This window comes from Mycobacterium sp. (genome assembly GCF_032159565.1).
GTDB lineage: Bacteria > Actinomycetota > Actinomycetes > Mycobacteriales > Mycobacteriaceae > Mycobacterium.
The window spans coordinates 62,668-77,979 of record NZ_JAVHWR010000195.1; the positions used below are offsets into that span (position 1 = coordinate 62,668).

A 15,312-nucleotide genomic window follows, 5' to 3' on the forward strand; every position below is an offset into this window, starting at 1 on the left:
ATCTGGAGTCTGTAGGTATGTCAAAGCGCTAGAATGCGGCCATGGCCCGCATGACCCGCGCCGAGAGCCAGGCCCAGACCAGAGCGCAACTGGTCGCGACCGCGAGGCGGATGTTCTTCGAGGACGGCTATCACCCGACGTCCCTGGAGAAGGTCGCCGACGCCGCCGGCTACTCGAAGGGCGCGGTGTACTCCAACTTCCGCAACAAAGACGAACTCTGCGCCGCGGTGCTCGATGAGATACGCGCGGATCGATTCGCCGAGGTTATCGGACTGCTTTCCCAGCCGGACAGGTTCGAAGCGCTGCGCGGTTGGGCGGAGCGCGTCATCGGCGACCCGGGGTGGACGCCGTTGGAAGCGGAGTTCGCGTTGCACGCGCGCTCCAACGAGCAGTTGCGCAGCGAGCTCGCCGGGCGCCTGGGAAACATCGTCGACATGCTCGCCGCCGGCGTGGAGACCGCCGAAGACCTCGAGGTGAAAATGCCCAGCCGGGAGGCGGCCACCGTCATGCTGGCGCTCGGTGTGGGCCTGGGCCTGATGCGGTCGATCGACCCGTCCATACCTGTCAACGGCCTGATCGACACTTTGCGGCTGGTGGCTGGAGAACCCTCCTAGCAACCCTCCGGTTCTGGCATGCTGATGCCATGACTGACCCGCAGTTCGGTGGCACCGAGGGACCTCCGCCTCCTCATCAATCCCAATTTCAGCCGCCACCTCCGGGTTATGCGCCGCAGCAACCCGGATATCCACCGCCGGGTCAGTACGGCCAGTATCCGCCCGCGTACATGGATCCCGCGGCGCCCTACGGCCGCCACCCCCTTACCGGTGAGCCGCTGTCGGACAAGTCCAAGATCGTCGCAGGCCTGCTGCAGTTGATCGGGCTGTTCGGCCTCGTCGGCATCGGGCGCATCTACCTGGGCTACACCGGCCTGGGCATCGCCCAACTCGTCGTCGGCCTCGTCACCTGCGGGATCGGTGCGGTGGTGTGGGGCATCATCGACGCCGTGCTCATCTTCACCGACAAAGTGCGTGACCCGGAGGGGCGCCCCCTTCGTGAGGGCACCTAGCGCCACGGTCAGCGGCCGGGCGCGGTTGTACGGCGCGCTCGGTTGGGCCGGGCTGCTCGGCGGCGCCCTGGCCTACATCGGTCTGGCCGATCCTCACAACCCCGACTTCGTCTTTCCGGCATGCCCGTTCAAGCTGCTGACGGGATGGAACTGCCCCGCCTGCGGCGGGCTCCGGATGACCCACGACATGTTGCACGGCGATCTGGCCGCCGCCGCGGTCGACAACATCTTCCTGCTTGTCGGACTGCCTGCGCTGTTGGCTTGGGTTCTGGTTCGGTGGCGTACCGGACGACCGATCTTCACGATGCCCGCGATCGTCGTCATCGCCGTGCTTGCCGCCGCGTGGACCGTGATACGGAACCTTCCGGGGTTCCCGCTGGTCCCGACGGTTCTCGACGGGTGACCGCCGAGGCGCGCTGATACAATTTCAGTGGCGGGCCGCTGCAGTCCCGGACGACGAAATTCGCCAGACTGCGGAGGAAAATTCACGTGCTGTTCTCGGCATTGCCGCACGCCCAGGGCTTGTACGACCCGGAGCGCGAAACCGACTCCTGTGGAGTCGCCATGATCGCCGATATTCGGGGTAGGCGTTCGCACGCCATCGTCGCCGACGGTCTCGTCGCCCTCGAGCACCTCGACCATCGCGGGGCGGCGGGCGCGGAGACCAACAGTGGTGACGGCGCGGGCATTCTCATTCAGCTGCCGGTGGAACTCTTTCGCGAGGTCGTCGAGTTCGAACTTCCGCCGGCGACCGCCGAGGGCTGCAACGCCTTCGCGGCGGGAATCTGCTTCCTGCCGCGGGATTCGGCCTTGCGGGTGGCGGCGCGCGAACAGATCGACGACATCGCAGCGGAGGAAGGTCTGCAGGTTCTCGGCTGGCGTGATCTGCCCGTCGACCCCGACGGTGCCGACCTCGGTGCCACGGCGCTTGGCTGTATGCCGCATATGGCGCAGATCTTCCTGGCGGCGCCCGACGGGGTCGGCGGTATCGACCTCGACCGTCGGGTCTACCCGGTGCGCAAGAGAGCCGAGGCGGGCAACGTCTACTTTCCTTCGCTGTCCAGCCGGACCATTGCGTACAAGGGCATGCTGACGACAGTGCAACTGCCGCAGTATTTTTCGGATCTACGCGACGAGCGCTGTATGAGCGCGATCGCCATCGTGCACAGCCGGTTCTCGACCAACACGTTCCCGTCCTGGCCGCTGGCCCACCCGTTTCGTTTCGTCGCGCACAACGGCGAGATCAACACGGTGCGCGGCAACCGCAACCGCATGCACGCCCGCGAGGCCATGCTGGCCAGCACCCGCATTCCCGGGGACCTGGCGAGGCTGTCGCCGATCTGTACACCCGAGGCCTCGGATTCGGCCTCGTTCGATCAGGTTCTCGAACTGCTGCACCTCGGCGGGCGCAGCCTGCCGCATGCGGTGCTGATGATGATCCCCGAGGCGTGGGAGAACAACGCTCTGCTTCCGCAGCCGCAACGTGACTTCTGGCAGTTTCACGCGTCGCTGATGGAACCGTGGGACGGTCCGGCCTGCGTCACCTTCACCGACGGCACCGTTGTCGGGGCGGTGCTGGACCGCAACGGATTACGCCCGGGGCGGTGGTGGCGCACCGTCGACGACCGTGTCATCCTCGCCAGCGAAAGCGGTGTGCTCGACGTGCCGTCGGCGCAGATCGTCGCGAAAGGCCGGCTCGAACCCGGAAAGATGTTCCTGATCGACACCGCCGAGGGGCGCATCGTCCCCGACGACGAGATCAAGGCGGAACTTGCAGGCGCCCACGCGTACGGGGAGTGGCTGCACGCCGGGCTGCTCGACCTGACGAGCCTGCCCGACCGTGTTCGCACACCGCCCAACCACGAGTCCGTCGTTCGCAGGCAGATCGCGTTCGGCTACACGGAGGAAGATCTGCGAATCCTGCTGACGCCCATGGCGGCATCCGGCGCGGAACCGCTGGGCTCGATGGGAACCGACACTCCCGCTGCCGTGCTCTCGCAGCGGGCCAGGTTGCTCTACGACTACTTCGTCGAGTTGTTCGCACAGGTCACCAACCCGCCGCTGGATGCGATCCGCGAAGCGGTCGTGACGTCGATGGCGCGCGTCATGGGGCCCGAACAGAACTTGCTCGATCCGTCGGCGGCGTCGTGTCGCCAGATCAAGCTCGGGTGGCCGGTGCTCGACAACGACGAGCTGAACAAAATTGTCCACATCAACGACGACGGTGAACATCCCGGGCTGCGGACGGCGGTGCTTCGCGGCCTGTACGACGTCGAGCGCGGCGGTGAGGGGCTGGCCGACGCCATCGAAGATCTGCGTATCCAAGCCTGTGAGGCGATCGCCAAAGGGGCTCGCACACTGGTCATCTCCGACCGAGACTCCGACCACACCCTCGCCCCGATTCCGTCTCTGCTTGCCGTGGCCGCGCTGCACCACCATCTAGTGCGGACCAAGGAACGCACGACGGTCGCGTTGGTTGTCGAGAGCGGTGACGCCCGCGAGGTGCATCACATCGCCATGTTGATCGGATTCGGTGCCGCCGCGGTCAACCCGTATCTGGCGTTCGAGTCGATTGAGGACCTGGTCCGCGAGGGTGAGCTCACCGGCATCGAAGCCGCTGCGGCCGTTCGTAATTACCTCAAGGCGCTCGGCAAGGGCGTGATGAAGGTGATGAGCAAAATGGGCATCTCCACGGTCGCGTCCTACACCGCCGCGCAGGCTTTCGAGGCGATCGGCCTCGACCACGACGTGATCGACGAATACTTCGCGGGCACACCGAGCCAACTCGGGGGAGTCGGGCTCGACGTCATCGCCGAGGAGGTCAAGCAACGACATCGTCGCGCGTATCCGGAGAACCCGACGGAGCGGGTACACCGCCGTCTCGACGTGGGCGGCGAGTACGCCTTCCGGCGGGAAGGCGAGCTGCACCTGTTCACCCCCGAAGTCGTCTTCCTGCTGCAGCATTCGACCCGCACCAAGCGTCACGACATCTTTGCGCAGTACTCGGACGAGGTCGACCGGCTGTCCCGTGAGGGCGGAGCCCTGCGTGGCCTGTTCGAGCTGAAGACGGGAATGCGGCCTCCTGTGCCGATAGACGAGGTTGAATCCGTCGACTCGATCGTCACCCGGTTCAACACCGGCGCGATGAGTTACGGCTCCATCTCGGCCGAGGCGCACGAAACCATGGCGATCGCGATGAACAACTTGGGCGGGCGGTCCAACTCCGGCGAGGGCGGCGAAGACGTCGACCGGCTATACGACCCGCGCAGGCGCAGTGCCGTCAAACAGGTGGCATCGGGCCGCTTCGGCGTCACCAGCGACTATCTGGTGAACGCATCCGACATCCAGATCAAGATGGCGCAGGGCGCCAAGCCGGGCGAGGGCGGCCAGCTGCCGGGCTACAAGGTCTACCCGAACATCGCGAAGACCCGCCATTCGACGCCCGGCGTCGGGTTGATTTCGCCTCCGCCGCACCACGACATTTATTCGATCGAGGACCTGGCGCAGCTCATTCACGACCTGAAGAACGCCAACTCCGATGCGCGCATCCACGTCAAGCTGGTCAGCTCGGTCGGCGTCGGAACCGTTGCGGCCGGGGTGTCCAAGGCGCACGCCGACGTCGTGCTGATCTCCGGGTATGACGGTGGCACCGGCGCGGCGCCGCTGACGTCGCTCAAGCACGCGGGCGCGCCGTGGGAGATCGGCCTGGCCGACGCTCAGCAGACGCTGGTACTCAACGGGTTACGCGACCGCATCACCGTGCAATGCGACGGCGGTATGCGCACCGCCCGCGATGTGGTCGTCGCGATGCTCCTCGGCGCCGAGGAGTTCGGCTTCGCCACCGCGCCGTTGGTGGTGTCCGGCTGCATCATGATGAGGGTCTGCCATCTCGACACCTGCCCCGTCGGCGTCGCGACTCAGAACCCCGAACTACGGTCGCGGTTCAACGGCAAGCCCGAGTTCGTGGAGAACTACTTCCGGTTCATCGCCGACGACATCCGGCGCTACCTGGCCGAGCTCGGCTTCCGCAGCATTGACGAGGCCGTCGGCCACGCCGAGATGCTCGGCACCGCAGAAGGCATCGCCCATTGGAAGGCGAAGGGTCTCGACCTGACGCCGATTTTCGCCACGGTAAGCAACGCCCATGATCCCGACCAAACCGTGCGTCACCGTGTCCGCGACCAGTACCACGCGCTGGACCAGGCCTTGGACCAGACGCTGATCCAGCTCGCCGAGGGCGCACTCGAGGACGCCCACCCGGTGCGACTGGAGTTGCCGGTGCGCAACGTCAACCGCACCGTGGGCACCATGCTCGGCGCCGAGGTCACCCGCCGATACGGCGCACAGGGCTTGCCGGACGACACCATCCACATCACGCTCAGCGGCTCGGCCGGTCAGTCGGTCGGGGCGTTTCTGCCCTCGGGAATCACCCTTGAACTGATCGGTGACGCCAACGACTATGTCGGCAAGGGTCTTTCGGGCGGACGTGTCGTTGTCAAACCACCCGAAGACGTGCTGTTCCTGCCGGAGGATCATGTGATCGCGGGCAACACACTGCTTTACGGAGCCACATCCGGCGAGGTGTTTCTGCGCGGCCGGGTGGGTGAGCGCTTCTGCGCCCGCAACTCCGGTGCGCTGGCGGTCACCGAGGGCGTCGGTGACCATGCCTGCGAGTACATGACCGGTGGCCGGGTCGTGGTACTCGGGGCAACCGGACGAAACTTGGCCGCGGGCATGTCGGGCGGCATCGCATTCGTCCTCGGGCTGGACCCGGCGATGGTCAACACCGAGATGGTCGAGTTGCAACGTCCCGATCCCGAGGACCTCGCCTGGCTGCACGACATGGTGACACGCCACGCCCGGCTCACCGGCAGCACGGTCGCTGCATCCGTGCTGTCCGACTGGCCAAGGCGCAGTGCGCAGTTCACCAAGGTCATGCCGACCGACTACCAGCGTGTGCAGACCGCAACCCGGATGGCCAAGGCCGAGGGCCGCGACGTCGACACCGCGATCATGGAGGCCAGCCGTGGCTGATCCGCATGGCTTCCTGGAGGTGCCGAAGGTCGAGGCGGCGAAGCGGCCCGTCGACGAGCGCGTCGGCGACTGGCGCGAAGTCTATGAACGGCAGGATCCGCAGTCCCGGGCCGGCGAGGTGTCCCAGCAGGCCCGTCGGTGCATGGACTGCGGAGTCCCGTTCTGCCACTCGGGAACTGCCGGTTGCCCATTGGGAAACCTGATCCCGGAGTGGAACGACCTGGTTCGCCGCGGCCGGTGGGATGCCGCGAGCGACCGACTGCACGCCACCAACAACTTCCCTGAGTTCACCGGCCGCCTGTGTCCTGCCCCGTGCGAAGCCGCCTGCGTGCTGTCCATCGCAGATGACAGGACCGGCGGCAGCGTCACCATCAAACGCATCGAGCAGACCATCGCCGACCACGCGTGGATGGACGGTGTGGTCGCACCGCAGCCCGCGGCCATCTCGACGGGTAAGAGCGTCGCCGTAGTCGGCTCCGGGCCCGCCGGACTGGCCGCCGCGCAACAACTCACGCGCGCCGGACACGACGTCACGGTCTACGAGCGCGACGACCGGCTGGGCGGCCTGATGCGCTACGGGATCCCCGAGTACAAGCTCGAGAAGGCGACGCTGAATCAGCGCCTGGCCCAAATGCGGGCGGAGGGAACCCGTTTCGTCACCGAATGTGAAGTCGGCGTCGACCTCTCGGTCGAGCAGCTGCGCGAGCGGCACGACGCGGTGGTGCTGGCCGTCGGGGCGCTGCGCGGCCGGGACAACGACGTCGAGGGGCGCCACCTCGACGGCGTGCACCTCGCGATGGAACATCTCGTGCCGGCAAACCGGGAGTGCGAAGGCGACGGCCCGTCACATCTGTCGGCCGAGGGCAGGCACGTCGTCATCATCGGTGGCGGTGATACCGGCGCGGACTGCCTGGGTACCGCGCACCGCCAGGGCGCCGCGTCGGTCACCCAGGTCGACTACAACCCGGAGCCGCCGGAGTACCGCGACGAATCGCGATCGCCGTGGCCGATGTGGCCGATGGTGCTGCGCACATCTCCTGCCCACGCGGAGGGCGGAGCGCGTCGCTACGAGGTCGCTGTTCAGCGATTCGTCGGCGACGACCGAGGCCATGTTCGCGCGATCGAGGTCGCCGAGGTGCGGGTCACCCGTGACGCCGACGGCCGTCGCCTCATCACCCCGGTCGGAGGGTCTTTGCAGATCCCCTGCGACCTCGCCCTGCTGGCGATCGGGTTCGACGGTGTCGAGCACATGGCGCTTCTCGACGGGCTCGGGCTGCAATTGAACGGTCGTGGGTCGTTGTCGTGCGGTTCGGACTGGCAGACGACCGCCCCGGGCATATTCGTCTGCGGGGATGCCCATCGCGGGGCGTCGCTGATCGTCTGGGCGATTGCGGAAGGGCGCAGCGCAGCGCATGCGGTCGACGCATATCTGATGGGCGAATCAGACCTGCCGTCGCCGGTGCTGCCCGGCGCACTGCCCCTCGCCGTCGCGTGACGGACCCCGATCAGGACTATGCTCAGAAGTCGTGACTAGACGCGGAAAGATCGTCTGCACTCTTGGCCCTGCCACCAGTGAGGACCACGTCGTCAGGGCGCTGGTCGAAGCCGGAATGGACGTGGCTCGACTCAACTTCAGCCACGGCGAGTACGCCGATCACGAGGCACATTACAAGCGGGTGCGCGCGGCGTCCGACACCACGGGCCGGGCGGTCGGCATCCTGGCCGACCTGCAAGGTCCCAAGATCCGCATCGGGCGGTTCGCGGCAGGGCCCACCTACTGGGCGAACGGCGAAACCGTCCGCATCACCGTCGACGACATCGACGGCACTCACGACCGGGTGTCCACGACCTACAAACAGCTCGCCAAGGACGCCGCACCGGGGGACCGCCTGCTGGTGGACGACGGCAACGTCGGTCTGGTCGTCGAGCACATCGACGGCAACGACGTGGTGTGCACGGTCACCGAGGGCGGGCCGGTCAGCAACAACAAGGGACTCTCGCTGCCCGGCATGAACGTGTCGGTGCCCGCGCTGTCGGAGAAGGACATCGATGACCTCGAGTTCGCTCTCCGGCTGGGAGTGGACCTCGTGGCGCTGTCCTTCGTGCGATCACCCGCCGACGCCGAGCTGGTGCACGAGGTGATGGACCGGGTCGGCCGCCGGGTGCCCGTCATCGCCAAGCTGGAGAAACCCGAGGCCGTCGACAACCTCGAAGCCATTGTGCTGGCGTTCGACGCGATCATGGTGGCCCGCGGCGACCTCGGCGTCGAACTGCCCCTGGAAGAGGTGCCGCTCGTTCAGAAGCGCGCCATCCAAATGGCAAGGGAGAATGCGAAACCCGTCATCGTCGCCACCCAGATGTTGGAGTCGATGATCGAACATTCCCGGCCGACCCGCGCGGAGGCGTCCGACGTCGCCAACGCGGTGCTCGACGGCGCGGATGCGGTGATGCTGTCCGGCGAGACGTCAGTCGGCAAGTATCCGCTCGAGGCGGTCAGGACCATGGCCCGCATCATCTGCGCGGTGGAGGACAACTCGGTGGTGGTGCCGCCGCTGACGCACGTGCCACGGACCAAGCGTGGCGTCATTTCGTATGCAGCCCGCGACATCGGCGAGCGGCTGGATGCCAAGGCGCTGGTCGCCTACACCCAGTCCGGTGACACGGTGCGCAGGCTGGCGCGGCTGCACACGCCGCTACCGCTGCTGGCGTTCACGTCGTTGCCGGAGGTGCGCAGCCAATTGGCAATGAGCTGGGGCACCGAGACGTTCATCGTGCCGCACATTCAGACCACCGACGGAATGATCCGCCAGGTCGATAAATCCCTGCTCGAGTTGGGTCGCTACAAGCGTGGCGACCTGGTGGTCATCATCGCCGGCGCCCCACCGGGCACAGTAGGCTCGACCAACCTGATTCACGTGCACCGGATCGGGGAGGACGACGTTTAGTCGGACGACGATCAGGCGCCGAGGAACGAGCCGCGTTGTGGGGGTACCTCCCACGCGAAGCGTAGGGGGACAGTCCCACCATCGCGCTAGGTAGGGGGAGCAGTGCTGCTGAGCGATTTCGAGGAGTTGCTGGCGGTACTCGACCTCAACCGCGTCGACGACGGCTCGTTCGACGGTATGTTCGTCGGGTCGCATCCGAGTAAGAACCCACCCCGCACATTCGGTGGCCAGATGTTGGCGCAGGCGTTTGTGGCGGCCAGCCGAACCCTGGACCGCGACCTGCCGCCCGGCGCGGTTTCCGCACACTTCATCGCGGGCGGCGACCCGGCGAAGGATCTCGAGTTCCACGTCGTACGGCTGCGCGACGAACGTCGCTTCGCCAACCGCCGCGTCGACGTCGTGCAGGACGGCGAACTGCTGACCACGGCGATCATCTCGTTCGTTGACGGCGGGCGCGGACTCGAGCACGGCATCGAGTGCCCGGACGTACCAGATCCGTTGTCACTGCCCAAGATCGACGACCTCCTCGTCGGCTACGAGAAGACGGTGCCGCACTTCGTGGAGGCACTCAGGCCGATCGAATGGCGTTACACCAACGACCCGGCCTGGGTGATGCGCAACAAGGGAGAACGGCTCGGTCACAACCGTGTGTGGCTCAAGGCCGACGGGCCGATGCCGGAAGACCCGGTGCTGCATTCGGCGGCGCTGATCTACTCTTCGGACACCACGGTGCTCGACTCGATCATCACCACCCACGGCTTGTCGTGGGGCTACGACCGCATCTTCGCTGCCACCGTCAACCACTCGGTGTGGTTTCACCGGCCATTCCGGTTCGACGAGTGGGTTCTGTATTCGACCTCTTCGCCCGTCGCGGCCGATTCACGCGGCTTGGGAACGGGGCATTTCTTCGACCAATCGGGCCAAATCGTGGCTACCGTGGTTCAGGAAGGAATCATCAAGTACTTCCCGGAAGCAAAGTGATGAAGGTAGCAGCCGGTCTACGGGCTCGCGAGCGGGTCGTCGTCCACGTCGATTCGCAGGCAGCCCGCTGGATCAGCGCGCTCGCGGTGCTCAGCCTGCTCGGCTGGCTGATCCTAGTGCACAAAGAAACGTCCTGGTCAATGACTATCCTGACGGCTGTCGTGCTGATCGCGCGGGGCATCTTCCTAGGCAGGCCGGTCACGGCGGGGCACGCCACCGCGGCGATGGTGGTGTGCATTGCGGGAACCGCGGCGATGTTTCTCGCCTTCGATTTGCTCGGCAACTTGGCGCTGGTGGCTTCCGCGGTGGTGCTGATGTCGCCGACATCGGCGCGCCCGAATCCGGCCGATCTGCCGCGGATCTTCGCGTTGGTGAACACGACGACTGGCGATCCGCTGGCGCCGTTCGCGATGCAGGCGTCCAAGTGCTACCACTTCAGCGCCGACGGCGGCGCCGCGATCGCCTATCGAACCCGGCTCGGTTTCGCGGTGGTCAGCGGCGACCCGATCGGTGAGGACGCCCAATTCGCCGCGCTGGTCGTCGATTTCGCTGCGATGTGCAGCACCAGAGGCTGGCGCATCGCCGTGCTGGGCTGCAGCCATCAGCGAGTGGACCTGTGGTCGAACCCGGCCGTGCTTCCCCGGAAGCTGACGCCTGTGCCCATAGGGCGCGACGTGATCATCGACGTGGCGACGTTCGACATGGTCGGGCGGAAGTACCGCAATCTCCGCCAGGCCGTGCAGCGCACCAACAACGTCGGCGTCACCACCGAAGTCGTCGACGAGCAAGCCCTCAATGACGTTCTGCTCGCCGAACTCACCGATGTGATCCTGGCGTCGCCGAGCGGTGCCCGCACCGAGCGCGGGTTCTCGATGTCGCTCGACGGGACACTCGAGGGCAGGTACCCCGGTGTCGCGCTGATCATCGCGCGGGACAAAGCCGGCCGCGTGCAGGGGTTCCACCGCTACGCCACCGCAGGCGGCGGCGCCGAGGTGACCCTTGACGTGCCGTGGCGACGCCGTGAAGCCCCCAACGGAATCGACGAGCGGCTGTCGGTCGACATGATCGCGAACGCCAGACAGCAAGGGGCGCAACGGTTGTCGCTCGCCTTCGCCGCGTTCCCAGAGATCTTCACCGACACAGACCGTGATCTGCCCAGCAGGCTCGTCTACACCCTGGTCCATCTGGGCGACGCGCTGATCGCGCTGGAGTCGCTGTACCGCTATCTACGAAAGTTTCACGCGCTCGGCGACCGGCGGTACGTGATGGCGACGCTCACCCAGGTGATTCCGCTGCTTATCGTGTTGCTGTCGCTCGAGTTCGTCCCGAGGCGACGGCACCTGACTAGGGCGTCGGTGCAGCAGGCGTCGTGATCGTGACGCTGAACTGGTCTTCGACGCGGTTCTGGAACTGGTCGACGCATTTCTGAACGGCTTGCTGGTCCGAACCGGCCCTCGAGAGGCAGTCCATGTAGTCGGTACCACCGACTTGGTTGAAAACCCACACCGAAAGCGCAATGACGACGAGTGCCTCGATGATGCTGAGAATGCCGAGCACGATGCCTGCGATCGCGATGCCGCCGTTGGTGGCTTCGCCGCGTCTGGCGCGCTGCCAGCCCAGGACCCCGAGGATGACCGCGACGATGCCGAGCAACACCCCGCCGACGACGGAGATGAGCGCGACGATCGCAACGACCAGCGCGGCGACCCCGAGCCCGTTCTTCGGCGCGGGGGGCGGCGGGGCGTATCCCGCATACGGCTGGGGCGGCGGCGGATACCCGCCCGGATACCCGCCACCGGGGCTCGGCGGCGGCGGGTACTGCGGGTATTGAGGGTATTGAGGGTATTGCGGCGGCTGCGGCTCGCTCATGATGCCGATGGCTCGGCGGGCGCCGTCGGTTCTGCCGGTGCGGTGCGTGCAGAGACCGACTTGGCGGCCTTGCGGATGCCGAACGCCGACACGACCTCGAATACTCCGATCACGATCAGCCAGACGCCGACGACGAGGGCCAGGGTGACGATCGATTCGAACGGTGAGGCGATCACCACGACGCCGGCGATGAGGCTGATGACGCCGATGAAGATGTTCCACCCTCTGGCGGGCAGGGCGGGATCGCTCACGGCGGCCACCGTCGTCGCGACACCACGAAAGATGAACCCGACGCCGATCCAGATCGCCAGCAGCAAAACCGCGTAGCCCTCGCCGAAATGGCGAAATGCGAGCACGGCGAGGATCAGCGCCGCGGCACCGCTGATGAACAGCAGCACCCTGCCACTGGCCGTCACATGCAGGGCGAACGCCATGATGACCTGCGAGATGCCCGTCACCAGCAGATACGCGCCGAACAAGATGGCGGCGACCAGTATCGACTTCCCGGGCCACGCAAGCACGAGGACGCCGAGGATCACCGCCAAGAGCCCGGACAACAACGCCGACTTCCAGAGGTGTGGCAACAGGGCCGGAGGCGCTTCGGTAGTCATGACCGAAGTGTTTCACAGCGCTTACCGCGCAGATAAGACTTTGCACGCAACGCGCGGGAAATTCGGCCCGACAGCACAATAAGCGGAAGCGCGGCGCAACGCCGTCGTCGCCGTTAACCTTCCGTACGTTAACTGCCCAATGCAGAAAGTAGAGGCAACCGTGTTAGGTGGACGTGAAATCCGTCGGGGGACGATGTGTCGCATCGCAGCCGTAATTGCTGCCAGCGCCACCCTCGCCGTTTCAGGCTGTTCGGCTGGCGGCGATTCCAAGTCGAGCGAGTCGACGAGCGCGACCTCGGCGGTGAGCGCCGAGAAAGTTGATTCGATCGCCAACACCGTGCCCGAGGACATCAAGTCGTCCGGGAAACTGATCGTCGGTGTCAACATTCCTTATACGCCAAACGAGTTCAAGGATCCCAGCGGCAAGATCGTCGGCTTCGACGTCGATCTGATGAACGCGGTCGCCGCAACGCTCGGCCTGACACCGGAATACCGCGAGGCCGACTTCGCCAAGATCATCCCGTCGATCCAGGGCAACACCTTCAATGTCGGCATGTCGTCGTTCACCGACACCAAGGAGCGTGAGCAGACCGTCGATTTCGTCACCTACGGCTCGGCGGGAATCCTGTGGGCGCAGCGTCCCGACAACCTCATCGACCCGAACAACGCCTGTGGCAAGAAGGTGGCCGTGCAGGCGACAACGACCGAGGAGACCGACGAGCTGCCTGCCAAGAGCAAGGCGTGCACCGACGCGGGTAAGCCTGCGATTCAGATCGTTTCGTTCGACGGCCAGGACGCGGCGACCAACGCCGTGATACTTGGTCAGGCCGACGCGATGTCGGCGGACTCCCCGGTGACCCTGTACGCGATCAAGCAGAGCAACGGCAAGCTGACACAGGCCGGTGAGATCACTGATGCCGCGCCGTACGGTTGGCCGGTGAAGAAGGGCTCCCCCCTTGCTCAGTCGCTGAAGCAGGCTCTCGAGCATCTGATCGAGTCCGGCAAATACAAGGAGATCGCGACCAACTGGGGCGTCGAGAAAGTGATGATCGACAAGCCGGTGATCAACGGCGCGATCAGCTAGTTGGGATCCTCCAATGACTGATGTCGACACGCCGCCAACCACCGCCCCAGCTGCGATCGATGCTGTTCCACTGCGTCATCCGTGGCGGTGGGTGGCGGCGGTCGTCATCGTCATCCTCGTCGCCCTGTTCCTCTACGGCGCGGCCACCAACGACGCCTACCGATGGCACGTCTTCGCGGAGTACGTCTTCAACGAGCGGGTGCTGCGGATCGGATTGGTCAACACTCTGCAGCTCACCCTCTACTCGATGGTGCTGGCGATCGCGCTCGGCGTGCTCCTGGCAGTGATGCGGTTGTCACCGAATCCGGTCTTCAAATCGGTGTCGTGGGTGTACCTGTGGATCTTCCGCGGCACCCCGATATACGTACAGCTGGTGTTCTGGGGGCTGATCCCGACGATCTACGCGAACATCAAGCTCGGTGTGCCGTTCGGGCCCACGTTCTTTCAGCTCAATCTGCAGTCGCTATCAATACCGTTTCTGTTGGCGATCCTCGGACTGGCGCTCAACGAGGCCGCCTACATGGCCGAAATCATCCGTGCCGGAATCAGTTCCGTGCCGGAGGGCCAGCTCGAGGCGTCGACGGCACTTGGCATGTCGTGGGGGATGGCGATGCGCCGGACCGTGCTTCCACAGGCGATGCGGGTGATCATCCCGCCCACCGGCAACGAAGTCATCAGCATGCTGAAGACCACATCACTGGTCACCGCAGTGCCGTTCACCCTTGACCTGTACGGCATCACCTCCCGCGAGATCGCCGCCCGCGAGTTCGAGCCGGTTCCCCTTCTGCTGGTGGCGGCGTTCTGGTACCTGGTTGTCACCAGCATCCTGATGGTCGGCCAGTACTACCTGGAGCGGTACTACTCGCGTGGCGCATCGCGCAAGCTGACGAATAAGCAACTCGAGGTGCTGGCCAAGGCGCAGGGAACCGGAGCGCCAGGAGGAGGCGGTGAGGGCGCGTGACACCGATGGTGAAGGCCGAACAGGTCTGTAAGAGTTTCGGCGCCCTGCAGGTGCTCAAGGGCATCACGCTCGAGGTCGGCAGGGGCGAGGTGATGTGCATGGTCGGGCCGTCCGGCTCGGGCAAGTCGACGTTTCTGCGCTGCATCAACCATCTCGAGCAGGTCAACGCGGGCCGCCTGCATGTCGACGGCGACTTGATCGGCTACCGCGACGGCGGTGCCAAGCTGTACGAGATCTCGCCCCGCGTCGCGGCCAAGCAGCGACGCGAAATCGGCATGGTGTTTCAGCACTTCAACCTATTCCCGCATCGAACCGCATTGGGGAATGTCATCGAGGCACCTATCCACGTCAAGGGCGTCAAGAAGGCCGAAGCGGTGGCGCGGGGTAAGGATCTGCTGGAACAGGTCGGGCTCTCGGAGAAGGCGCACGCCTATCCAGCGCAGCTGTCGGGCGGCCAGCAGCAGCGCGTCGCGATCGCCAGGGCGCTTGCGATGAGCCCCAAGCTGATGCTGTTCGACGAGCCGACCTCGGCGCTTGATCCCGAGTTGGTCGGCGAGGTGCTTGCGGTGATGAAAAAGCTTGCCTCCGAGGGCATGACGATGGTGGTGGTCACCCACGAGATGGGCTTCGCCCGCGAGGTGGCCAACCAACTCGTGTTCATGGACGAAGGGGTGGTCGTGGAAAGCGGGCCGCCACGCGATGTGCTCGCCAATCCGCAACACGAGCGGACGAAGGCGTTTCTGTCCAAGGTGCTTTAGGTC

At 65.7% G+C, this 15,312-nt stretch carries 13 protein-coding genes; 11 read left to right on the forward strand and 2 right to left on the reverse strand.

Annotation, left to right across the window (positions count from 1 at the left end; genetic code table 11):
• Positions 1 to 41: 41 nt before the first annotated feature.
• The 8 genes from QOC76_RS26400 (at position 42) to QOC76_RS26435 (ending at position 11,399) form a co-directional block, all read left to right on the forward strand.
• The gene (locus QOC76_RS26400) at positions 42 to 614 is read left to right on the forward strand and encodes a TetR/AcrR family transcriptional regulator (protein ID WP_526362029.1); all 573 of its coding nucleotides are present in this window, start codon (positions 42 to 44) and stop codon (positions 612 to 614) included.
• Positions 615 to 643: 29 nt separating this feature from the next.
• Positions 644 to 1,066, forward strand: a complete 423-nt coding sequence (locus QOC76_RS26405) for an NINE protein (RefSeq protein ID WP_526362031.1) — start codon at positions 644 to 646, stop codon at positions 1,064 to 1,066.
• Complete coding sequence (locus QOC76_RS26410) at positions 1,053 to 1,469, forward strand: DUF2752 domain-containing protein (RefSeq protein WP_526362033.1); 417 nt, start codon at positions 1,053 to 1,055, stop codon at positions 1,467 to 1,469. The genes QOC76_RS26405 and QOC76_RS26410 overlap by 14 nt, the downstream gene beginning before the upstream one ends.
• An 86-nt stretch (positions 1,470 to 1,555) precedes the next feature.
• Positions 1,556 to 6,100, forward strand: a complete 4,545-nt coding sequence (gene gltB / locus QOC76_RS26415) for a glutamate synthase large subunit (protein ID WP_526362035.1) — start codon at positions 1,556 to 1,558, stop codon at positions 6,098 to 6,100.
• Positions 6,093 to 7,595: a glutamate synthase small subunit gene (gltD, locus tag QOC76_RS26420; protein ID WP_526362037.1), complete on the forward strand. Its 1,503-nt coding sequence runs from the start codon at positions 6,093 to 6,095 to the stop codon at positions 7,593 to 7,595. The genes gltB and gltD overlap by 8 nt, the downstream gene beginning before the upstream one ends.
• 31 nt (positions 7,596 to 7,626) lie before the next feature.
• Positions 7,627 to 9,045 (forward strand): pyruvate kinase, encoded by a 1,419-nt coding sequence (gene pyk, locus QOC76_RS26425; protein ID WP_526362039.1) that lies wholly within the window; start codon positions 7,627 to 7,629, stop codon positions 9,043 to 9,045.
• 105 nt (positions 9,046 to 9,150) lie between these two features.
• A complete protein-coding gene (locus tag QOC76_RS26430; RefSeq protein ID WP_526362133.1) occupies positions 9,151 to 10,026 on the forward strand; it encodes an acyl-CoA thioesterase II in 876 nt (291 codons plus the stop codon).
• Positions 10,026 to 11,399, forward strand: a complete 1,374-nt coding sequence (locus tag QOC76_RS26435) for a phosphatidylglycerol lysyltransferase domain-containing protein (protein ID WP_526362041.1) — start codon at positions 10,026 to 10,028, stop codon at positions 11,397 to 11,399. The genes QOC76_RS26430 and QOC76_RS26435 overlap by 1 nt, the downstream gene beginning before the upstream one ends.
• Here QOC76_RS26435 and QOC76_RS26440 read toward each other — a convergent pair.
• Together QOC76_RS26440 and QOC76_RS26445 are read right to left on the reverse strand one after the other, a co-directional pair.
• The gene (locus tag QOC76_RS26440) at positions 11,371 to 11,895 is read right to left on the reverse strand and encodes a DUF4190 domain-containing protein (RefSeq protein ID WP_526362043.1); all 525 of its coding nucleotides are present in this window, start codon (positions 11,893 to 11,895) and stop codon (positions 11,371 to 11,373) included. The two genes, QOC76_RS26435 and QOC76_RS26440, sit on opposite strands and share 29 nt — an antisense overlap.
• On the reverse strand, positions 11,892 to 12,506 hold the full coding sequence (locus tag QOC76_RS26445; RefSeq protein ID WP_526362045.1) for an HdeD family acid-resistance protein: 615 nt from the start codon (positions 12,504 to 12,506) through the stop codon (positions 11,892 to 11,894). Before QOC76_RS26445 ends, QOC76_RS26440 begins: the two co-directional genes overlap by 4 nt.
• 193 nt (positions 12,507 to 12,699) lie before the next feature.
• Here QOC76_RS26445 and QOC76_RS26450 point away from each other — a divergent pair, with 193 nt between their 5' ends.
• From QOC76_RS26450 to QOC76_RS26460, 3 genes are read left to right on the forward strand one after another with little or no spacing between them, the layout of a single operon-like run.
• Complete coding sequence (locus tag QOC76_RS26450) at positions 12,700 to 13,590, forward strand: ABC transporter substrate-binding protein (RefSeq protein WP_526362047.1); 891 nt, start codon at positions 12,700 to 12,702, stop codon at positions 13,588 to 13,590.
• 13 nt (positions 13,591 to 13,603) lie between these two features.
• A complete protein-coding gene (locus tag QOC76_RS26455; RefSeq protein WP_526362049.1) occupies positions 13,604 to 14,551 on the forward strand; it encodes an amino acid ABC transporter permease in 948 nt (315 codons plus the stop codon).
• Between the two features lie 5 nt (positions 14,552 to 14,556).
• Positions 14,557 to 15,309 (forward strand): amino acid ABC transporter ATP-binding protein, encoded by a 753-nt coding sequence (locus QOC76_RS26460; RefSeq protein ID WP_526362135.1) that lies wholly within the window; start codon positions 14,557 to 14,559, stop codon positions 15,307 to 15,309.
• Positions 15,310 to 15,312 lie beyond the last annotated feature (3 nt).